Here is a 25,556-nt window from a genome sequence, read left to right as displayed (position 1 = left end):
TCAATCAATCCAGCTATCCTCACCCCTCTCCTCTTTGCGTGACATCTCAATAATATGTGCACCAGCACGTAGTACATTTTCTAAACCTTCACGACTCACGGCAGAAAACATCATAACAGGTTGTCCCGCTACTCTTTGCAAAGCTTCCCGTTTAGCTTCACGCTCTTCAATCGTGAGAGTATCTATCTGGCTTAAAGCAACAATTTCAGTTTTATCACTTAGATTATTTCCATATGCCTCAAGTTCATGACGCACAATTTTATATGCTTTTGCAACATCTTCCTCTTGAGCAGAAATCAAATGGAGAAGTACTCGACAACGCTCCACATGTCCTAAAAAACGGTCCCCAATTCCAACCCCTTCATGGGCCCCTTCAATTAACCCCGGAATATCAGCCAAAACAAATTCACGACCATCAATTCGTACAACACCAAGATGAGGATGGAGAGTGGTAAAAGGATAATCTGCAACTTTTGGTTTTGCAGCCGTTACAGAAGCTAAAAAAGTTGATTTTCCGGCATTGGGTAAACCAACAAGCCCCGCATCAGCAATTAACTTCAAACGAAGCCATATTGCACGCTCTTCTCCAGCCAAACCTGGATTTGCACGACGTGGTGCCCGATTTGTCGAAGTTGTAAAGTGAAGATTGCCAAAACCGCCATTCCCTCCTTTTGCAAGGCGATAGCGCTGCCCTACTTCTGTCAAATCACAGATTAACGTTGTATTATCTTCTTCAAAAATTTGCGTCCCAACCGGAACTTTAAGGATGACATCATCACCCTTCTCACCCGTCATATTACGCCCTTTGCCATGGCCTCCTGTTTTTGCTTTAAAATGCTGTTGGTAGCGATAATCAATCAACGTGTTAAGTCCATCAACAACAAGAGCCCAAACATCACCACCCCGTCCTCCATTTCCTCCATCAGGCCCCCCAAATTCTATGAATTTTTCACGGCGAAATGATACTGCTCCAGAACCTCCATTCCCAGAACGAATATAAACTTTAGCTTGATCAAGAAATTTCATTGGAAGCACTCACTGAGGAATCAATTTCTCTACCTCTATAGGCAATATATTAATTTTACCAGTTTTTCATCATTGATAACAGAAAAACTGTCACGATCGCTGATAACTCTTTGAAAAAAAAATCATCCCATTTAAAGAAGTTAAGTAAAGTTTAAATCTTCTCAAAAGAAAGTGCTATTCTTGTATTTTTGTTTTTCCCTTAAATTCAAGCGCTAGAAGATAAAGCTCCACTGATTCTGATCGACTTGCGGGTGGTTTAACATGATAGACTTTTTTAAAATGCTGTTTTAATGTTGCAAGAAGGGTGTTTTCTGCCCCTCCTTGAAAAGCCTTTGCTAAAAAATGTCCACCAGGCTTCAAAACCGAAAGAGCAAAATCAGCCGCAACTTCACATAAATAAATCGTTCTTAAATGATCTGTCTGACGATGACCTGTTGTTGGTGCTGCCATATCAGAAAGAACCACATCCGGTTTTGTCCCTAAAGTTTCAATTAATTTCTGCGGCGCCTCTGCATGTAAAAAATCCATTTCCAACATCGCAACTCTAGGCAATGGATCCACATGCAAATAATCAATACCAACGACACTGGGATTTTCATTACTTGACCCTACGATACGTTCAGCTACCTGACACCATCCCCCCGGTGCTGCCCCTAGATCAATAACTTTTTGACCTTTTTTCAGAAATTTATAACGCTCATTAATCTCAATGAGTTTATAAGCCGCACGCGAACGATAACCATCTACTTTTGATTGATGAACATAAGGATCATTCAAATGCCTCTCTAACCATCGCCGTGATGAAGCTTTAATGGTTCCAGCTTTCTTTTTTACGCGCTGATATAATTCATGTGACCCTGAACCTCCATAGCCACCCGTTGGGGTTTTTGTTGTTTTTTTCATCGTTATTCATTGTCTCCACATTTAATTGTCTAACGCTTGAAATCTCTGCTCTTTCTGCGACGACACCACACGCCATCGCGTAACATCAACTCTATCAAAATTCCTTCTCTTAATCCACGATCGGCAACTCTTAAACGCTGACTTGGCCAAACTTCTCGAATAACATCTAAAATTGCACAACCAGCTAAAACTAAATCCGCTCTCTCTCGCCCAATAAAAGGATTTATGACACGTTTTTCTATATCCCATGACAACAAGCGTTTTGTCATAAGAGTAATGTCTGCATCATCCATCCAAATGCCATCCACTTTTCTCCTATCATAACGCTCTAAATTAAGATACATCCCTGCTAAAGTCGTAACCGTACCAGAGGTTCCCAAAAGATGAAATTTTGATCCTTGCGCTAACGCACCTAATTTATGACGATCTGAAAAATTATTTAACAACCCTCGCACATAACTTTTCATTTTTTCAAAATCGTCTAAACTAATATTATTCCCTCCAAAACGTTCAGCAAGCGTAACAACACCAACAGGAAGAGAAGTCCAAGCGGTAATTTGTCCCGCTAAACGAAAAGAACGCTTTTGAGAAACATCAAGAAGAACAATTTCCGATGATCCTCCTCCAATATCAAAAAGCACAATTGCCTCAGTATTTGGTTCAACAAGTGTACTACATCCTGTAACAGCAAAACGTGCTTCTGTTTGCCGATCAACAATTTCCAGTTCAAGACCTGTTTCATCCAAAACACGCTGAATAAAATGTCTACCATTTTCTGCTGAACGGCAAGCTTCCGTTGCAATCAAACGATATCGCTTAATATGCCTTTGTTTTAGCTTTAAACGACAAATCTTCAAGGCTTCAATCGCACGATCCATTGCTTGTGTATTAAGAAAACCATTATTTATTAAACCTTCTCCCAATCGTACAATACGAGAAAAAGCATCAACAACACGAAAATATCCAGGTTTACTAGGAGATGCGATAAGAAGACGACAATTATTCGTTCCTAAATCAAGGGCCGCATAAAGAGGTGGAGATTTCACTTGAGAGAACCTTCGCAGAAAAGGTGCTTTGAGTTTTTTTGTTTTTTGAGCACCTATCATTGTCTGATGATGAAACTCAAAAGCCGTTTCCGATTGAATCAAAACCTGTTTCTGTTCACAATATTTTTTTCTCTGTCGTCTCTTTATATCAACAAGGATAGAGCATGCCTCTGTTCGTAACAATGAAGAATGATTATTTTTATTATTCCCACACTGACCATACAACTGATTTTCGTTGGTATCGTATGATTCTCCTTGCTTGGACTCTTTTGAACCATAATTTAACGGGGTCATCTCTCTTATCCTTTGAGCGTTTCCCCCAATAAATAAACGCGAAAACTCTTCTGCTTATTCCTAAATAAAACAACAATGTAGCATCATATGATAAAATACAAGAAATCATTCCTTTTTTCTTATCATCGATAATTTTCTACGCTCGTATCATTCAGATTTTGTATAATTTTTTGGTAGTTTCCGTGAAGTCATGCTTCTCTTTATGCACTTAAAACTATAAACTAATCGTTTACATTCACAGAAATTTTGTAAATTATGCTGTTTTTATGTCATTTATACGAAGTATAATTTTATTATAACAAACAGGCACTCTCGTACTCTTTGCTAACGCTTAAGATTGCAACAATCTATACAGAAAGGAGATTCTTTTTTCAACCGCGTGTTCCATACACAAGCCTCGTTTGTTATATTTAACAAAATGGCTTTGATTACGCTAGAATAAAAGTTTCATGGTCAGACAAAATAAAATTACGGTAGCGTTATGTCATGAATACAAAGTGAAACTATCGTTCAAAAATTTCTCTAGGATTATAAATTTACTTGTTATTATAACATTTCAATTGAAAAATATTAATGCTTAATCAAACTGCTCTAAAAAGCCATATGAAATTAAAAAAAGAGCTCAACCTACTGGTTATTACAAGGGAGCCATATTTCCATTTATTTAACATTGAATATTTCTAATAACTTCTTATTACTAACAACGAACGCAATCACTCTCTAAGATTTGCGGTCAACTCTAACCTTATTTTCTATTATATAAAGCATTTGCAGTGACTTTAACTTCATAAAACTTCTCACTTATTTCACCTTATAATTTACATTCAAAAATATAACACAACAAATTATGAACAAATGACTCTTGTTAAAAATTCTCGATGTGTTTCTAAGGACGTAAAGAATTAAGTGCTGCGTTTAATCCTTTAAATGGCACAGTAAAAGAAAATACCTTTCCCTCTTTAAGCTTATAGGAAATACGTACTTTATTGTCCTGCTCTATTTGTTTTGTAAGAACTGGACCTACAGGTGATTGTGCCAAACAAACCGTTTCATTACACTGCGTATAATGAATAAGAACAGGTTTTTTTACACCTTTCACAAACATTTGAATCGGAACATTTATATCAGAATTTGGCAATGTTCGAAAAAGCATCACTGCTTGTCCATTTGTCGTAGAAACAAGAGACCAGCTAAAAATGGTATTTCCTTCCTGATCATGAACAGTCTGTGTCACATTACATATACCTTGCTTAAGCTTAAGCTTTTGTTTTTCATCACAAATTAAAGTCCAATCATAAAACTGCATAATAATTCGACGTGTTTCACCTGGTTCTCCCCTAGGTATCGATAAGTGCGGTGGATGAATTGTATAAACACTATTGTTCTCATTAGCAAAGCCTTCGCCCTTGCCTAGTAAGGCAAGAGCAAATAGAATCTTCACTAACACTCTTCTTTTTTTTATCATAATAATCATTTTTTCTATTATCATCTCAACCTCAGAGTAATCCCAGCACCTATGCCCCAATGGCCTCCAGCACTTGTAATAGATACATTCGAGCGAATATTTCCATCTTCAGACGTATAACCAGCACCAACAGCAAAGGCAGATTGGCTGCGCCACAAACCACTACCAAATGAAACACTTACAGATCCTGGTATGTCATAGTAACGCAAGTTAGACGTCGCCAAACCAATAGCCGCAGCCTGTCTTGCTTCCTTGCGGACATCCTCAACGGCATAATTTAACGTCTCAAACTTCATATCTGTATAAGCTTTGGACTCACTAACACCATTGTTGACTATATCAGTAACATGTTCATCCGTATACTTCTTCGCATCTTCAAGAACTATCTTCATCTGCTGTTCCGTGTAATCATGCAATTGACCGCCATTGATCGCTTCCTTCGAACCATTCTCAATCCGACCTTCCGCTACATTATCTATCAATACAGGATCACTTTCATTGCCTCCAACTAATGTGATTTTGTTCGTCTTATTACCAGCCTCGTCCTTATCATACTTAACTGAGCCATCCGTTGCTAGCGCAATATCTTGTACCTGCTTGTCAATACCATCTACACGCTTCTCAACCGCTGATACTTTCTGCTCCGTCTTCCAAAGCTGACCCCCATTCACAACTTCCTTCGAACCTTTCGCTACATCTCCATCCTCTACATGCGTAATCTTACTGTCCTTACCATCATGACGACCATCATAGCCTCCTAAATCATCATTCCAGTTCAAACTGTTCGAGCTAACATTCTGCGCTACATTATTAATCCGATCGTTAATACCTGACAAACTTCCATTAACCCCTTCAAATGCACCAGCTACATTATCATAGCTCTTACTCTCTGAAGAACTGCCATCACTCTTGAACTGCGTTATTTGGAATTGAGGTGCTGTCCATTGTCCTCCCTGATAGCTCGCGCCTCCTCCTAAATAAGCCGCTAACGTCTGATTCAACTGATACAATTGGTTACCCGTAATCGCTTCTGTCGAACCCGCAGAAATATCTCCATCAACAAGATGGCTCAGCTTGCTATTGTGCTTCTCTGAACCTTTGCCATGAAGGGCAACAAAGGATTCATCCGCATCACTCCATAACAACGCATTCTGCTCAACAGTCTCTGAAAGCTCATGATGAAGCTTCGTGAATGATTGATTCACACCCGCAAAAGCTGCAGAAACATTATTATAACTCGTTTCTTCAGAACTTCCATCATCGTTAAAGCTCAATATCTTAAAGCTTGGAGCAATCCACTGACCATTCTCAAACTTAGCACCACCACCAAAATAGCTCGCAAGTGTATTGTTCATCGAATATAGCTGAGAACCATTTACGGCTTCTGTTGAATCTGCTGAAAGGGTCCCTGCTTTTACACCAGAAAGGCTACGTACTGCACCATCACTATTGGCTATGGTGATTTCTGTTCCCTCTTTTTCTGCACCGATCTTAATAACCTTACTCTCTTCATCCTGCTTAACAAGACTATCACTGACAACTTGGCTAATCTGATTGTTAATATTCGTAACAGCATTCGTCATTTCATTATGAAGATTGCTGAAAGATGTACCAACACTCGCAAAGGCTTTTGCTACATCATCATAGCTCTTCTCTTCAACCTTGCTACCATCCTCGCTGACAGTGTTAACCTTAAAGCTTGGAGCAATCCACTGACCATTCTCAAACTTAGCACCACCACCAAAATAGGTCGCAAGCGTATTGTTCATCGAATAAAGTTGAGAACCATTGATCGCATCCGTGGAGTTTGCAGTAATATCTCCATTCGCAAGAGATGTGATCTTACTATTCTTCTTCTCAGCATCAATGCCATGGGTCGCTACAAATGCCTCTTTATCTTCACTCCACAACAACGCATCACCTTTAACCTCTTGAGTAATATCCGTGATTTGTTGAGTAAAGTCTTGAACAACATTCGTGAGATGATTGTTCACATTCTTGATATTCGTATCAAGACCAGTAAACGCAGAACCTACATCTTTAAACTCTGCCTGCTTCGCTTCTCCCTTTTCATCAACCTGAGATAACTTATAGGTTGGTCCTGTAAAGGTACCATCTTTAAAGGATGTTTCTCCACCTAAGAACTTTGCAACATCTTGAGAGAGGGTATTAATCTGACCTCCCGTAACCGCATCATGCGAATTCTTTGCAATCTGACCATCTGCAACATTATGCAATGCAACAGGGGCTGCATTTGAGCCTTTTCCAAGCGTTACATTTGTATAATCAGTCTCACCATTTTCCTTCTTATCGTAAAGAACAACCGCTGAATCATCTGACTGAAGACTGTTAGAAAGCTGATCTAAACTTTGATCAAGCTGAGCTTTATTAACCGCTTCATTATCATTTACGGCTGCCTTAACACCAGAAAGTGTACGATCCTTACTATCCTTGTTGGCAATATTGATTTCAGTGCCTGCTACTTCTTTACCAATGTTGATGAGGCTCGTTGTAGCATCCTGCTTAACAAGACTATCACTGACAACTTGGCTAATCTGATTGTTAATATTCGTAACAGCATTCGTCATTTCATTATGAAGATTGCTGAAAGATGTACCAACACTCGCAAAGGCTTTTGCTACATTATCATAGCTCTTCTCTTCAACCTTTTTACCATCCTCGCTGACAATGTTAACCTTAAAGCTTGGAGCAATCCACTGACCATTCTCAAACTTAGCACCACCACCAAAATAGCTCGCAAGCGTATTGTTCATCGAATATAGCTGAGAACCATTGATCGCATCCGTGGAATCTTCAGTAACACTACCATTCGCAAGAGACGTAATCTTGCTAGAGGTTCTTTCTTTGCCTTCTCCATGCTGAGCACTAAAGGCTTTGTCAGATTCACTCCATAACAACGCATTCTGCTTAATATTTTCACTAACCTCATTCGTATTCTTTGAAATCTCTTCATGAAGCTGTGTGAATGAACGATCAACACCACCAAATGCTTCCGCTACACTCTGATAACTCTTATCCTGAACCGTATAAGTCGGTGCAACACCTTGCAATACATCAGCTCCACCTCCTAAATACTTCGAAGTATTCTCAGAAACTGTTTTAAGATCATTCCTTACTGTCGTAACATTCTGATTGGTCGCAAAAAGCTGACTACCATTTACTGCTTCTGTCGATGTTTCGGTGAGCACTCCGACTTTTACACCTGTGAGGCTCCGTGACGCTCCATCGGTATTCGCAAACGTAACTTCAGTTCCGCTCTTTTCACCTCCAACCGCAATAACATGGGTCTTCTCATCTTGCTTAACAAGACTGTCTCCAACAACTTGGTTAATTTGCTCATTCACTTCATTATGAATATTCGTGAAAGATTGATTCACGCCTTCAAAGGCTTCAGAAACAGTTTTATATTCTTGCTCTGTTGCTTTGCCACTATCATCGAACTTCTTAACCTTAAAGACAGGAGCAATCCATTTGCCATTCTCATAGCTCGCTTCACCACCTAATGACTTTGCAATACTGCTTCCTAGAGCATGAAGTTGATTACCAGCCACGGCATCATTTGAGTTAGCACTAATCTCGCCATTCGCAAGTGATCTAATCTTGCTATTCGTTTTACTACCTTCTTTGCCATGTTCTGCTACAAACGCACCTTTAGTCTCATCCCACAACAAAGCATCACTTTGAACTGTGTTGATCTCTTTGCCAATTTCATCCTCAATATTCGCAAACTGATCTTTAACTTTCTCAAATGAATCGCCAACACCAGTAAAGGCAGAGGTTACATCATTATAACTCGTGTCAGTAACATCACCATTGTCGTTGAAACCCTTAAAATGGAATTTAGGCGCTACCCATTTGCCATTCTCATAGCTCGCTTCACCACCTAATGACTTCGCAACACTGCTACCCAAAGCATAAAGCTGTGAACCATTAACCGCATCCGTAGAAGCTTGACCAACATCTCCGGCAGCAAGATTCTTAATCTTGCTATCCTTGTCTCCATGCGTTGCTACAAACGCATTATGTTCATTGCTCCATAACAACGAATCCCCTTTAACTTCCTTATTAATATTGTCTAACTTTTCATTAAACTCATTAACAACAGTATTCAGATGCTTGTTCACATTGCTGAAGTTCGTATCAACTCCTGCAAATGCAGTGCCTACATCATTATAGGTCTTGCTTTCACCTTCCTTACCATCTTCATTGAACGTCTTCAGTATAAAGCTTGGTGCAACCCATTTGCCATCCTCATAGCTAGCTTTACCACCTAATGACTTTGCAACACTGCTACCTAAAGCATGAAGTTGATTACCAGCCACAGCATCACTTGAGCTAGCATTAATAGCTCCATTCGCAAGTGATCTAATCTTGCTATTCGTTTTACTACCTTCTTTGCCATGTTCTGCTACAAACGCACCTTTAGTCTCATCCCACAACAAAGCATCACTTTGAACTGTGCTGATCTCTTTGCCAATTTCATCCTTAATATTCGCAAACTGATCTTTGACTTTCTCAAATGAATCGCCAACACCAGTAAAGGCAGAGGTTACATCATTATAACTCGTGTCAGTAACATCACCATTGTCGTTGAAACCCTTAAAATGGAATTTAGGCGCTACCCATTTGCCATTCTCATAGCTCGCTTCACCACCTAATGACTTCGCAACACTGCTACCCAAAGCATAAAGCTGTGAACCATTAACCGCATCCGTAGAAGCTTGACCAACATCTCCGGCAGCAAGATTCTTAATCTTGCTATCCTTGTCTCCATGCGTTGCTACAAACGCATTATGTTCATTGCTCCATAACAACGAATCCCCTTTAACTTCCTTATTAATATTGTCTAACTTTTCATTAAACTCATTAACAACAGTATTCAGATGCTTGTTAACATTGCTGAAGTTCGTATCAACTCCTGCAAATGCAGTGCCTACATCATTATAGGTCTTGCTTTCACCTTCATTACCATCTTCATTGAACGTCTTCAGTATAAAGCTTGGTGCAACCCACTTGCCATTCTCATAGCTCGCTTCACCACCTAATGACTTTGCAACATTGCTACCCAAAGCATAAAGCTGTGAACCATTAACCGCATCCGCTGAACCAGAGGAAACAGTTCCATCCGCAAGATGCATAATCTTACTGTTACTTCTTGCCCCTTCTGCTCCATGACCTGCATCATATGCTTTATCCTCACCATTCCAAGACAATGCATCGCTCTTGATCTGTTCGCTAATCTGATTGCCAAGCTCTTGCTTAATCTGATTGGTGATTTTGGTACCAAAGTTTGTGAATGCTACATTAACCCCTCCAAAGGCATCCGATACATTCCCATAGTCCTTCGTTCCTTCCGTACCATCTTCACTAAAGGTTTTAACCGTGAATTTAGGCGCTACCCATTTGCCATCTTCATAGCTAGCTTTACCACCTAATGACTTTGCAACACTGCTACCCAAAGCATAAAGCTGTGAACCATTAACCGCATCCGTAGAAGCTTGCCCAACATCTCCGGCAGCAAGATTCTTAATCTTGCTATCCTTGTCTCCATGCGTTGCTACAAACGCATTATGTTCATTGCTCCATAACAACGAATCCCCTTTAACTTCCTTATTAATATTGTCTAACTTTTCATTAAACTCATTAACAACAGTATTCAGATGCTTGTTCACATTGCTGAAGTTCGTATCTACTCCTGCAAACGCAGAGCCTACATCATTATAGGTCTTGCTTTCACCTTCCTTACCATCTTCATTGAACGTTTTCAGTATAAAGCTTGGAGCAACCCATTGACCATTTTCATAGCTGGCTTTACCACCTAATGACTTTGCAACACTGCTACCTAAAGCATGAAGTTGATTACCAGCCACAGCATCACTTGAGCTAGCATTAATAGCTCCATTCGCAAGTGATCTAATCTTGCTATTCGTTTTACTACCTTCTTTGCCATGTTCTGCTACAAACGCACCTTTGCTTCCATCCCACAACAAGGCATCACTTTGAACTGTGTTGATCTCTTTGCCAATTTCATCCTCAATATTCGCAAACTGATCTTTAACTTTCTCAAATGAATCGCCAACACCAGTAAAGGCAGAGGTTATATCATTATAACTCGTGTCAGTAACATCACCATTTTCGTTGAAACCCTTAAAATGGAATTTAGGAGCAACCCATTTGCCATTCTCATAGCTCGCTTCACCACCTAATGACTTTGCAACACTGCTACCCAAAGCATAAAGCTGTGAACCATTAACCGCATCCGTAGAAGCTTGCCCAACATCTCCGGCAGCAAGATTCTTAATCTTGCTATCCTTGTCTCCATGCGTTGCTACAAACGCATTATGTTCATTGCTCCATAACAACGAATCCCCTTTAACTTCCTTATTAATATTGTCTAACTTTTCATTAAACTCATTAACAACAGTATTCAGATGCTTGTTCACATTGCTGAAGTTCGTATCAACTCCTGCAAATGCAGTGCCTACATCATTATAGGTCTTGCTTTCACCTTCCTTACCATCTTCATTGAACGTCTTCAGTATAAAGCTTGGTGCAACCCATTTGCCATCCTCATAGCTAGCTTTACCACCTAATGACTTTGCAACACTGCTACCTAAAGCATGAAGTTGATTACCAGCCACAGCATCACTTGAGCTAGCATTAATAGCTCCATTCGCAAGTGATCTAATCTTGCTATTCGTTTTACTACCTTCTTTGCCATGTTCTGCTACAAACGCACCTTTAGTCTCATCCCACAACAAAGCATCACTTTGAACTGTGCTGATCTCTTTGCCAATTTCATCCTTAATATTCGCAAACTGATCTTTGACTTTCTCAAATGAATCGCCAACACCAGTAAAGGCAGAGGTTACATCATTATAACTCGTGTCAGTAACATCACCATTGTCGTTGAAACCCTTAAAATGGAATTTAGGCGCTACCCATTTGCCATTCTCATAGCTCGCTTCACCACCTAATGACTTCGCAACACTGCTACCCAAAGCATAAAGCTGTGAACCATTAACCGCATCCGTAGAAGCTTGACCAACATCTCCGGCAGCAAGATTCTTAATCTTGCTATCCTTGTCTCCATGCGTTGCTACAAACGCATTATGTTCATTGCTCCATAACAACGAATCCCCTTTAACTTCCTTATTAATATTGTCTAACTTTTCATTAAACTCATTAACAACAGTATTCAGATGCTTGTTAACATTGCTGAAGTTCGTATCAACTCCTGCAAATGCAGTGCCTACATCATTATAGGTCTTGCTTTCACCTTCATTACCATCTTCATTGAACGTCTTCAGTATAAAGCTTGGTGCAACCCACTTGCCATTCTCATAGCTCGCTTCACCACCTAATGACTTTGCAACACTGCTACCCAAAGCATAAAGCTGGTTACCCGCTACGGCATCATTTGAGCTAGAATTAATAGCTCCATTGGCAAGTGATGTGATCTTGCTATTCGTTTTGCTACCTTCTTTGCCATGTTCTGCTACAAACGCACCTTTGCTTCCATCCCACAACAAGGCATCACTTTGAACTGTGCTGATCTCTTTGCCAATTTCATCCTTAATATTTGCAAACTGATCTTTAACTTTCTCAAATGAATCGCCAACTCCCGTAAAGGCAGAGGTTACATCATTATAACTCGTGTCAGTAACATCACCATTTTCGTTGAAACCCTTAAAATGGAATGTAGGTGCAACCCACTTGCCATTCTCATAGCTCGCTTCACCACCTAATGTCTTTGCAACACTGCTACCCAAAGCATAAAGCTGTGAACCATTAACCGCATCCGTAGAAGCTTGACCAACATCTCCGGCAGCAAGATTCTTAATCTTGCTATCCTTGTCTCCATGCGTTGCTACAAACGCATTATGCTCATTGCTCCATAACAACGAATCCCCTTTAACTTCCTTATTAATATTGTCTAACTTTTCATTAAACTCATTAACAACAGTATTCAGATGCTTGTTAACATTGCTGAAGTTTGTATCAACTCCTGCAAACGCAGAGCCTACATCATTATAGGTCTTGCTTTCACCTTCCTTACCATCTTCATTGAACGTCTTCAGTATAAAGCTTGGTGCAACCCATTTGCCATTCTCATAGCTGGCTTTACCACCTAATGACTTTGCAACATTGCTTCCTAGAGCATGAAGTTGATTACCAGCCACGGCATCACTTGAGCTAGAATTAATCGCTCCATTGGCAAGTGATGTGATCTTGCTATTCGTTTTGCTACCTTCTTTGCCATGCTCTGCTACAAACGCACCTTTAGTCTCATCCCACAACAAAGCATCATTTTGAACTGTATTGATCCCTTTGCTAATTTCATCCTTAATATTCGCAAACTGATCTTTGACTTTCTCAAATGAATCGCCAACTCCCGTAAAGGCAGAGGTTATATCATTATAACTCGTGTCAGTAACATCACCATTGTCGTTGAAACCCTTAAAATGGAATGTAGGTGCAACCCACTTGCCATTCTCATAGCTCGCTTCACCACCTAATGTCTTTGCAACACTGCTACCCAAAGCATAAAGCTGTGAACCATTAACCGCATCCGTAGAAGCTTGACCAACATCTCCGGCAGCAAGATGCATAATCTTACTGTTACTTCTTGCCCCTTCTGCTCCATGACCTGCATCATATGCTTTATCCTCACCATTCCAAGACAATGCATCGCTCTTGATCTGTTCGCTAATCTGATTGCCAAGCTCTTGCTTAATCTGATTGGTGATTTTGGTACCAAAGTTTGTGAATGCTACATTAACCCCTCCAAAGGCATCCGATACATTCCCATAGTCCTTCGTTCCTTCCGTACCATCTTCACTAAAGGTTTTAACCGTGAATTTAGGCGCTACCCATTTGCCATTCTCATAGCTAGACCCACCACCTAATGACTTTGCAACACTGCTACCCAAAGTATAAAGCTGTGAACCATTAACCGCATCCGTAGAAGCTTGACCAACATCTCCGGCAGCAAGATTCTTAATCTTGCTATCCTTGTCTCCATGCTCTGCTACAAACGCATTATGCTCATTGCTCCATAACAAGGAATCCCCTTTAACTTCCTTATTAATATTGTCTAACTTTTCATTAAAGTCATTAACAACAGTATTCAGATGCTTGTTAACATTGCTAAAGTTCGTATCTACTCCTGCAAATGCAGAGCCTACATCATTATAGGTCTTGCTTTCACCTTCATTGCCATCTTCATTGAACATTTTTAGGATAAAGCTTGGTGCAACCCATTTGCCATCTTCATAGCTGGATTTACCACCTAATGACTTCGCAATACTGCTTCCTAGAGCATAAAGTTGATTACCAGCGACTGCATCACTTGAACTAGAATTAATCGCTCCATTCGCAAGTGATGTGATCTTGCTGCTTACTCTGTTATCTTCCTTCCCATGCTTCGCTACGAAAGCATTATCTTTAGTACTCCAGTTCAAAGAATCGCTCTTTTCACTAGAAATTTCTTTGCTAATCTCATTCTTAATATTTGCGATAGAATCACCAACGCCTGCAAAAGCAGCAGAAACATTGTCATAACTCGTGTCAGTAACATCACCATTTTCATTGAAACCCTTAAAATGGAATGTAGGAGCAACCCACTTGCCATCCTCATAGCTCGCTTCACCACCTAATGACTTTGCAACACTGCTACCCAAAGCATAAAGCTGTGAACCATTAACCGCATCCGTAGAAGTTTGACCAACATCTCCGGCAGCAAGATACTTAATCTTTCTATCCTTTTCTCCATGCGTTGCTATAAATGCGTCATGCTCATTGCTCCATAACAAGGAATCCCCTTTAACTTCCTTATTAATATTGTCTAATTTTTCATTAAACTCATTAACAACAGTATTCAGATGCTTGTTCACATTGCTAAAGTTCGTATCTACTCCTGCAAATGCAGAGCCTACATCATTATAGGTCTTGCTTTCACCTTCCTTACCATCTTCATTGAACATTTTTAGGATAAAGCTTGGTGCAACCCATTTGCCATCTTCATAGCTGGCTTTACCACCTAATGACTTTGCAATACTGCTTCCTAAAGCATGAAATTGATTACCAGCCACAGCATCACTTGAGCTAGCATTAATAGCTCCATTGGCAAGTGACGTGATCTTGCTATTCGTTTTGCTACCTTCTTTGCCATGTTCTGCTACGAAGGCATTATCTTTAGCACTCCAGTTCAAAGAATCGCTCTTTTCATCAGAAATTTCTTTGCTAATTTCATTTTTGATGTTTGCGATAGAATCACCAACACCAGCAAAAGCAGCAGAGACATTGTCATAACTCGTGTCAGTGACATCACCATTTTCGTTGAAACCCTTAAAATGGAATGTAGGAGCAACCCATTTGCCATCTTCATAGCTGGCTTTACCACCTAATGACTTTGCAATACTGCTTCCTAGAGCATGAAGTTGATTACCAGCCACAGCATCACTTGAGCTAGAATTAATAGCTCCATTGGCAAGTGATGTAATCTTGCTATTCGTTTTACTACCTTCTTTGCCATGTTCTGCTACAAACGCACCTTTAGTCTCATCCCACAACAAAGCATCACTTTGAACTGTGCTGATCTCTTTGCCAATTTCATCCTTAATATTCGCAAACTGATCTTTAACTTTCTCAAATGAATCGCCAACTCCCGTAAAGGCAGAGGTTACATCATTATAACTCGTGTCAATGATATCACCATTGTCGTTGAAACCCTTAAAATGGAATGTAGGAGCAACCCATTTGCCATCCTCATAGCTGGCTTTACCACCTAATGACTTTGCAATACTGCTTCCTAGAGCATGAAGTTGATTACCAGCGACTGCATCACTTGAGCTAGAATTAATAGTTCCATTGGCAAGTGATGTGATCTTGCTATTCGTTTTGCTACCTTCTTTGCCATGCTCTGCTACAAATGCACCTTTGCTTCCATCCCACAACAAGGCATCACTTTGAATTGTACTGATCTCTTTGCCAATTTCATCCTTAATATTTGCAAACTGATCTTTAACTTTCTCAAATGAATTTCCAACTCCCGTAAAGGCAGAGGTTACATCATTATAACTCGTGTCAATGATATCACCATTTTCGTTGAAACCCTTAAAATGGAATGTAGGAGCAACCCATTTGCCATCCTCATAGCTAGCACCACCACCGAAAGACGTAGCAACTGCAGTGCCCAATGAATAAAGTTGGGAACCATTCACTGCCTCAGTAGACTTTGCTGAAAGCTCACCAGCAGTAACACCCATAAGAAGCCGAGTCTCATCTTTACTATTCATAATACTTAATTTTCTTGATGGTGATTTAGCACCAAGTAGCAATGTACCTCCATCGTCTTCATCCTTGCGAACAACCCCACGAGATAAGCTTTTCATGAAGGGAAAGTTGTCTATATTTTCATACTGATCATTCCCTTGAGGTAGATTATTTTGTTTTCCTCCAATAGCAGCAGGAGCCTTTATCTCAGAAATCTGAAGATTCTCACTTATGAAAGCACTATTAACACCAGAAAATGTATCTACACCATTCTTAGCTCCCTCTCTCCCCGCAAATGCAATATCAAAAGCAGCTTTAGTCTGAAACTTAATATTAGATCTTAAGTTTTTGAAGGACTCTTCTTCACCCCCCATAAATGCAAAGCCACTAGCTGCATACAATTTACTGCCAAATACATAAGCTGGTGGAATAGCTTTAAACATATTTGTACCACCACTAAAATTGTTTGATATGTTATTTAAAATCTGCGTATTAGCAGACACAGGAGAAATATTTGATAAAAAGATAACCACTGCCGCCAATGAAAGCGCTTTCACAAAAAGTAATCGATAAAGCGAGCAAGAATTTTTAAAATAACTCACCACTTGCGCTTTTTGTGTGGTATATAATTTTTTCATAACAAATTCTCCAAGTAAGAAAAACATATTTAGAACATTAAAAAGACACATTTCAGCGCTAGAGGTGATTTAGGGATGTGAGTTTTACTTGTTCTCTGTAGAGTTTGGTTTTTTTGCAGAAGCAGATAGAATTGATCAGGGTTTCGCTAAGGTTGCGATTGATGTTGGTTTGCAATCCGGTTAATGAGGTTTTCTACTTTTAAGCAGAGTACTCTTTCTGAAAAGATTTCCTCAATTTGAGCGTAAGAAAAAAGATATGTTTTCGCACTTTTGTTGTGCGTATGCTTTATGATTTTTGAAGTAAAAGAGCTCATTTTATATATTTAAGAGAAAATAAGTGCTTACTGCGAGAAGGGTTGGGTCATTGATGATTTTCTTGGTGGGATTGTTGCACTTCTTTTGTGAGAGTGTACAGTTTATCCTTAACCCTTAGAGTTCTCTTTTAAAGGACTTTAAAATAAAATGAGGATGGTTGTATGACTTTTTCATAACTGCTCGCACCTCCCTTTGCGATAGCTCTCTTCTGTTTTTACCAAAACGAGTCTTATTTAATATTCCTTTGTCTTTTTATAGACTATTAAGACAAAAGGCAAGAAGAAAATGAATTTAATTATTTTACAGAATGAGTCTTTTTGATTTAGGCAATCGTGGAATATCTTTATTGTATATGCTACATACTTAAATATAGAGGTTCTGTTTCATCACTTCTTTTAGGTGTCTTGTTTTGTTCAAAACGAGTCTTATCTAATCATTGCGGCTTCTATATAGCTCATGATTGCTTCTATTGTGTACAGAGCAAATAAAACAAAGTAATAAATGGGATTTTTTTTATTTTCTTAAACGTATCCCCCCAATAGATACTTTCTAGTGATGAAGCTGTAGAACATATGCTCTAAAATAGTGTGTGATTATGCATCCTATTTATTTATGTGAGAGCATTACTTTGCATTTGTAAAATTTTTGTTAAAGCGCTTTATTTCTCGCTAAAATTAATCTCACTAAAAGTATTATGAAATTTTATAATGATACGACTCTATGGTTTTCTCTGTAAAATATTACTTCTCTATAATATAAAATTTCACCCTTGCCTCATCAGACAAGGGTGAAATTTTAGTTAGATTGTGTTTTTTTGTATTATCTGGTGTTATTTTAATTTCAGAGTTATTCCACCCCCTACACCCCAATGACCTCCGGCACTGGTTGCTGATAAATTAGAACGAATCTTGCCATCTTCAGACGTATAACCTGCACCAATAGCAAAAGCAGATTGGCCACGCCACAAACCACTACCAAATGAAACACTTAAAGATCCCGGATCGTCGAAGTAACGCAAATTAGACACTGCCAAACCAATCGCTGCTGCTTGTCTTGCCTCTTTACGCACATTTTCTATGTTGTAATTTAAAGCTTCAAACTTCATATTAGTATAGGACTTCGCCTCGTTAACACTATTATTGATAAGATTACTAACTTTCTCGTCCGTATACCCTTGCGCTTTTTGAAGAACAGTCTTCATCTGCTCATTGGTATAATTATATAACTGACCACCATTCACTGCTTGCTTAGAATCTTCTGATATGTCACCATCCTTTACATTGTTTATCAAAACAGGTTCACTTTCATTTCCACCTACTAAGTTAATGCTATTGGTTTTCTTTCCGTTTTTATCGACATCATAACTAACCGCAACATCCACCTTTTTTTCAACTTCTGTTACCTTATCTGCAACATCTTTGACTTTGTTATTTGTATCCCAAAGCTGACCACCATTCACAACATCCTTCGAACCTTCTGATATGTTACCATCCGCTACATGTGTAATCTTACTTGGCGCTCCATTATGGCTAGCGTCATAGGCTCCTTCTTTTTCATTCCATGGGAAGCCATTAGAGGCTCCGTTAGAGTTTGCCTTCTGCTCAACCTTACTAATGCGATCGTCGATAATGGACAGAGTCTTATTCATACCAGCAAAAGCAGATGCAACGTTATTATATGACTCCTCTGAAAGATGACCGTCTTTAAACTGACTTACTATAAAGCTAGGAGCTTTCCATTCTCCCTTTTCATTATAACCCGCTTCACCCCCGAAAGACTTAGCAATCTCAGTGCCCAATGAATAAAGTTGGGAACCATTGACCGCATCCGTGGAATCTGCTGAAAGCTTGCCAGCAGCAACACCCAAAAGAGTCCGAGTTTCACCTTTACTATTTATAATACTTAGTTTTTTTGATGTTGATTTAGCGCCAACTGTCGTCGTTGTTCCATTATCCTCGTCTTCACCCTCCATCTCGTCCAGAGCTCTAGGTAACATTCTCGCCATAGGTACCATCCTCATAAAAGGAAAGCCTTCGGTAATAATATCATTTGCATCATCACTTTTTTGAGATCCCTTCGGTTTTTCACCAAGATCAATACCATCCTTTACATCTATAATCTGCTGATTTAAACTTTTGAAAACACTATTCACGCCAGCAAATGCATCCGCAACATTCGTATACTTGTGCTCAGTCTCATTACCATCCATATCATAGGCTTTAATTGTAAAAGTAGGACCTGACCATTGTCCCTCGTTATCATATCCAGCACCACCGCCAAAATAACTTGCAAATGCCTGAGACAACAAATAAAGTTGGCTACCATTTACTGCTTCGGTTGATGTTTTTGTAAATGCCCCTCCCTTAACACCAGAGAGAACTCGTGGGGTATCCATATCGTTGGCAATATCTATTCTATCACCGCCTCTGCTTGCACCAATGGTAATAAGCCCAGTGCTATTTTGCTTAACAAGACCATCGTTTGTTACATTTTTGATCTTTTGATTAAGAGTTGTAAAAGAACTACCTATATCAGAAAGTGCATCCGCAACATTTTCATAGTGCCTCTCAGTCTCATTACCATCCTTTTTCAAGACTTGAACTGTAAAAATAGGAGCAATCCAGTGTCCATCTTTATCATATCCAGCATCACGACTAAAATAGCTCGCAACTTCATTGCTCATCGAATAAAATTGAGAACCATTGATCGCATCCGTCGATATTGCTGTAATCGAGCCAGCATTAACACCAGAGAGAACTCGTGGTGCATTCGCTCTGTTTGCAATACTTACCCTCGTTCCATTTACTTCTCCACCAATGGTAATCAGACCTGTAGCCTTTTCTTGCTTAACAAGGCTATTACCCGCCACATTGGTCGCTACATTTTCAATCTTTTTATCAAGATTCTCAAAAGAAGTATTCACCCCAGTAAATGCATCTGCAACATTTGCATAGTGCGTTTCAGTCTCACTACCATTCTTATCAAAGACTTTAACCGTAAATGTAGGAGCATTCCATTTTCCATCTGCATCATATCCAGCATCACGACTAAAATAACCTGCCACTAAATTGCTCATCGAATAAAGTTGAGAACCATTGATCGCATCCGTCGATGTTGCTGTAATCGAGCCCGCATTAACACCGGTGAGAACTCGTGGAGCATTCGTTTTGTTTACAATACTTACTCTCGTTCCACTTACTTCTCCACCAATCTTAATAAGCCCCGTATCATCTTGCTTAACAAGACTATTACCAGCTACATTGGTTGCTACATTTTCAATCTTTTTATCAAGATTCTCAAAAGAAGTATTCACGCCAGTAAATGCATCTGCAACATTCTTATACTCCTCTTCAGCTCCACTGCCATCCTTATCAAAGACTTTAACCGTAAATGTAGGAGCACTCCATTTTCCATCTTTATACTCAGCACCACCGCCAAAATAGCCTGCCACTACATTGCTCATCGAATAAAGTTGAGAGCCATTAATCGCATCTGTCGATGTTGCTGTAATCGAGCCCGCATTAACACCGGTCAGAATCCGCACTGCATTATCAATATTTGCGATACTTACCTTCGTTCCACTTACTTTTCCACCAATGGTAATCAGTCCCGTATCATCTTGCTTAACAAGACTATCCCCCGCAACATTGGTCACTACATTTTCAATCTTTTTATCAAGATTCGTAAAAGAAGTATTCACACCAGTCAGTGCATCTGCAACATTTTCATAGTGCGTTTCTGCTCCATGACCATCCTCATCAAAGACTTTAACTGTAAAAGTAGGAGCACTCCATTTTCCATCTGCATCATATCCAGCATCACGACTAAAATAACCTGCCACTAAATTGCTCATCGAATAAAGTTGAGAACCATTAATCGCATCTGTCGATGTTGCTGTAATCGAGCCCGCATTAACACCGGTCAGAATCCGCACTGCATTATCAATATTTGCGATACTTACCTTCGTTCCACTTACTTTTCCACCAATGGTAATCAGTCCCGTATCATCTTGCTTAACAAGACTATCCCCCGCAACATTGGTCACTACATTTTCAATCTTTTTATCAAGATTCGTAAAAGAAGTATTCACACCAGTCAGTGCATCTGCAACATTTTCATAGTGCGTTTCTGCTCCATGACCATCCTCATCAAAGACTTTAACTGTAAAAGTAGGAGCACTCCATTTTCCATCTGCATCATATCCAGCATCACGACTAAAATAACCTGCCACTAAATTGCTCATCGAATAAAGTTGAGAACCATTAATCGCATCTGTCGATGTTGCTGTAATCGAGCCCGCATTAACACCGGTCAGAATCCGCACTGCATTATCAATATTTGCGATACTTACCTTCGTTCCACTTACTTTTCCACCAATGGTAATCAGTCCCGTATTATCTTGCTTAACAAGACTATCCCCCGCCACATTGGTCACTACATTCTCAATCTTTTTATCAAGATTTGCAAAAGAATCGCTTACACCTGTGAAGGCCGCTGCAACACTATTATAGCTCTTGTCAACTTCATTACCGTTTTTATCAAAGGCCTTAACCATAAAAGTAGGAGCTATCCAGTTCCCATTTTTATCATATCCAGCACCACCCCCAAAAGATTTTGCCACTCCAATGCCCAATTTATACAGCTGGGAACCATTGACTGCTTGACTTGATGTTGGTTCAAGCACAGCATTACGAACACCAGTAAGAACCCGCGCTTCACGAGAATTATTTGCAATATCTACTACATAGCCATCTTTGTTTGCACCAATTGTAATGGTCCCGCCAAAATCTTGCTTAACAAGACTATCACCCGCAACATTGGTCACTACATTTTCAATCTTTTTATCAAGATTTGCAAAAGAATCGCTTACACCCGTAAATGCCTCTGCAACACTATTATAGCTCTTGTCAACTTCATTACCGTTTTTATCAAAAGCCTTAACCATAAAAGTAGGAGCTATCCAGTTTCCATTTTGATCATATCTAGCACCACCCCCAAAAGATTTTGCTACTCCAATGCCCAATTTATACAGCTGGGAACCATTGACTGCTTGACTTGATGTTGGATCAAGCACAGCATTACGAACACCAGTAAGAACCCGCGCTTCACGAGAATTATTTGCAATATCTACTACATAGCCACCTTTGTTTGCACCAATTGTAATGGTCCCGCCAAAATCTTGCTTAACAAGCTGATCAGACAAGATTTGTTCAAATTTCTTATCAACCTGCTGCTTCCATGTTCCCCAACCTATAAACGCAGTATCAAAAGCATTTTTTAAACTTTTGAATTTACGATCTACCCCTAAAAATGCAGAACCAACATCTCTATATACACTACCGTCAATTATATAGGTTGGTGCAATACTTTTACGTATATTTGTACCAGCACCAAAATAAGTTTCTACATTACCCCAAAGATCACAAGCAGAAACAGGAGAAGCATTTGATAAAAAAACAGCCACTGAAACCAATGAAAGTGTTTTAATAAAAGAAAATCCATAAGGCGAACAAGAGTTTTTAAAATTACTTACTGCTGGCATTTTGGGTGTGGTATATATTTTTTTCATGATAACTTCTCCAAATAATAAAAACATATTAAAAACATTAAAAAGACATATTCTGGCGCTAGAATCCTTTGAAAGGTCTTTTTTATGAAAGATTAGGGTCTATAATGGGAAAAAAGACTATCTGAGCTTTCAATGAAATTGTGGTTGACATTGATTGATAATCCGAGTAATAGGGGTCGTTTTTCCGACTTTAGGGAGGTGTTTTTCTGCAAAAACCTCTTGGATTGGGGTATGAGAAAAACTGATATGAATATTGAAGAAACATATTTATGCGCTATTGTTTAAATGTTTTTGTTTAAGAGGCAATAAAGGGTATTTATTGCAAAGAAGGGTTGGATTATTTGCTGAGTGATTTAGGATATTTATCGTAAGATCATTGCGCTTTTATTGTAAGGATAAGCGGATATTCATAACTCTAAAGTTGCTTACCCTAGAGTTAGTTAGAGTGAGCTTACAGTTTCTGTATGATTTTTTCATATGCATTTCCCCGCGTTTTGTAAAAGCGTCTTTTGACGACTCGTTTACTTTTTATATACTATTAAGAAAAATGGCAAGAAAAAAAATGAATTTAATTATTTTTTCATAAAATAATTCTAGAATTCACCGCCTTATTATTTGCTCTGTAAACGTTTATAGAAATACTTATACATCGTTGTGTTTTAGATATCCTCGCTGTGATCAATGAGTTGTACTCAATCGTTACCGCTGCTGTATACAGAAATAATTAAAGTCGTCAAAAATAGAATGTGTTAGCAATTTTAGTAGAAATATATTACTGTGGATTCCAGCGTATTTTTATCAAAAAAATTATACGTTATAGTGCTCTCTAAATTACAATTTACAGCTCTGTTAAATATGTATGTTAACCTAAATATTATTAACTTACATTGCGCACTGCTAAAGTAAAAGTTACAGTTTATTTTTCTTCTTTTTTGATATCCCTAATATCATAATTCAACACTTAAAATTTTATATTTGTATAAGATTTAGTATCATTAACGATACCCTTGCTGACTTGTACACTTTTTGCATCTTCAAGAATGATCTTCATCTGCTGTTCGATGATAATCATGCAACAACTAACCAATCCTTCTACTGCTTCTGTCAAATTTGCATAAAATACACCACTCTTTACATCTTTTTTATTTTTAGCATTGAAGCTGACAATTGTTATTTGTGGATACCGTTTCTTTAATCCTGCAAAACTTTTCGTCCCTGCCTTAAGTAGACAGGGACGATTTTTAAAATAATATTTGTAAATTTTATTAATTTAGCGTGAAGCTTAATCCTACGCCCACACCCCAGCGACCTCCAGCACTTGTAACAGACAAGCTAGAGCGAGTGTTTCCATCTTCAGACGTATAACCAGCACCAACAGCAAAGGCAGTCTGATTGAGCCATATACCACTAGCAAGGGCAACACTTAACTTTCCTGGTGTATCATTGTAACGCAAGTTAGACGTCGCCAAACCAATAGCCGCAGCCTGTCTTGCTTCCTTGCGGACATCCTCAACGGCATAATTTAACGTCTCAAACTTCATATCTGTATAAGCTTTGGACTCACTAACACCATTGTTGACTATATCAGTAACATGTTCATCCGTATACTTCTTCGCATCTTCAAGAACTAGCTTCATCTGCTGTTCCGTATAATCATGCAATTGACCGCCATTGATCGCTTCCTTCGAACCACTCTCAATCCGACCTTCCGCTACATTATCTATCAATACAGGATCACTTTCATTGCCTCCAACTAATGTGATTTTGTTCGTCTTATTACCAGCCTCGTCCTTATCATACTTAACTGAGCCATCCGTTGCTAGCGCAATATCTTGTACCTGCTTGTCAATACCATCTACACGCTTCTCAACCGCTGATACTTTCTGCTCCGTCTTCCAAAGCTGACCCCCATTCACAACTTCCTTCGAACCTTTCGCTACATCTCCATCCTCTACATGCGTAATCTTACTGTCCTTACCATCATGACGACCATCATAGCCTCCTAAATCATCATTCCAGTTCAAACTGTTCGAGCTAACATTCTGCGCTACATTATTAATCCGATCGTTAATACCTGACAAACTTCCATTAACCCCTTCAAATGCACCAGCTACATTATCATAGCTCTTACTCTCTGAAGAACTGCCATCACTCTTGAACTGCGTTATTTGGAATTGAGGTGCTGTCCATTGTCCTCCCTGATAGCTCGCGCCTCCTCCTAAATAAGCCGCTAACGTCTGATTCAACTGATACAATTGGTTACCCGTAATCGCTTCTGTCGAACCCGCAGAAATATCTCCATCAACAAGATGGCTCAGCTTGCTATTGTGCTTCTCTGAACCTTTGCCATGAAGGGCAACAAAGGATTCATCCGCATCACTCCATAACAACGCATTCTGCTCAACAGTCTCTGAAAGCTCATGATGAAGCTTCGTGAATGATTGATTCACACCCGCAAAAGCTGCAGAAACATTATTATAACTCGTTTCTTCAGAACTTCCATCATCGTTAAAGCTCAATATCTTAAAGCTTGGAGCAATCCACTGACCATTCTCAAACTTAGCACCACCACCAAAATAGCTCGCAAGTGTATTGTTCATCGAATATAGCTGAGAACCATTTACGGCTTCTGTTGAATCTGCTGAAAGGGTCCCTGCTTTTACACCAGAAAGGCTACGTACTGCACCATCACTATTGGCTATGGTGATTTCTGTTCCCTCTTTTTCTGCACCGATCTTAATAACCTTACTCTCTTCATCCTGCTTAACAAGACTATCACTGACAACTTGGCTAATCTGATTGTTAATATTCGTAACAGCATTCGTCATTTCATTATGAAGATTGCTGAAAGATGTACCAACACTCGCAAAGGCTTTTGCTACATCATCATAGCTCTTCTCTTCAACCTTGCTACCATCCTCGCTGACAGTGTTAACCTTAAAGCTTGGAGCAATCCACTGACCATTCTCAAACTTAGCACCACCACCAAAATAGGTCGCAAG

General features: G+C 39.3%; 7 protein-coding genes. All 7 read right to left on the bottom strand.

Features of this window, described 5'->3' with window-relative positions; translation table 11 throughout:
• A complete protein-coding gene (gene obgE / locus FJG96_RS03335; protein WP_139412740.1) occupies nucleotides 1–1,026 on the bottom strand; it encodes a GTPase ObgE in 1,026 nt (341 codons plus the stop codon).
• A gap of 174 nt (nucleotides 1,027–1,200) precedes the next feature.
• Nucleotides 1,201–1,929 (bottom strand): RlmE family RNA methyltransferase, encoded by a 729-nt coding sequence (locus tag FJG96_RS03330; RefSeq protein WP_139412739.1) that lies wholly within the window; start codon nucleotides 1,927–1,929, stop codon nucleotides 1,201–1,203.
• Between the two features lie 29 nt (nucleotides 1,930–1,958).
• Entirely contained in the window at nucleotides 1,959–3,269 is a 1,311-nt protein-coding gene (locus FJG96_RS03325) for a Ppx/GppA phosphatase family protein (protein ID WP_139412738.1), read from the bottom strand.
• Between the two features lie 886 nt (nucleotides 3,270–4,155).
• Nucleotides 4,156–4,758: an invasion associated locus B family protein gene (locus FJG96_RS03320; RefSeq protein ID WP_139412737.1), complete on the bottom strand. Its 603-nt coding sequence runs from the start codon at nucleotides 4,756–4,758 to the stop codon at nucleotides 4,156–4,158.
• Nucleotides 4,755–16,670 carry a Vomp family autotransporter gene (locus FJG96_RS03315; protein WP_180338241.1) on the bottom strand — a complete coding sequence of 3,972 codons (11,916 nt, stop codon included), beginning with the start codon at nucleotides 16,668–16,670 and terminating at the stop codon, nucleotides 4,755–4,757. The genes FJG96_RS03320 and FJG96_RS03315 overlap by 4 nt, the downstream gene beginning before the upstream one ends.
• Before the next feature lie 1,144 nt (nucleotides 16,671–17,814).
• Nucleotides 17,815–22,554, bottom strand: coding sequence for a YadA-like family protein (locus FJG96_RS03310; RefSeq protein WP_180338240.1), 4,740 nt, complete (start codon nucleotides 22,552–22,554; stop codon nucleotides 17,815–17,817).
• Between the two features lie 1,265 nt (nucleotides 22,555–23,819).
• Nucleotides 23,820–25,556 (bottom strand): Vomp family autotransporter (locus FJG96_RS03305; protein ID WP_180338239.1); only part of this gene is annotated, 1,737 nt, incomplete at its 5' end.

It is taken from the genome of Bartonella mastomydis, from assembly GCF_900185775.1.
In the GTDB taxonomy this organism is placed as follows: Bacteria; Pseudomonadota; Alphaproteobacteria; order Rhizobiales; family Rhizobiaceae; genus Bartonella; species Bartonella elizabethae.
The sequence above is the reverse complement of the archived record's forward strand: the minus strand, read 5'-3'. Positions and strand labels throughout refer to the sequence as shown.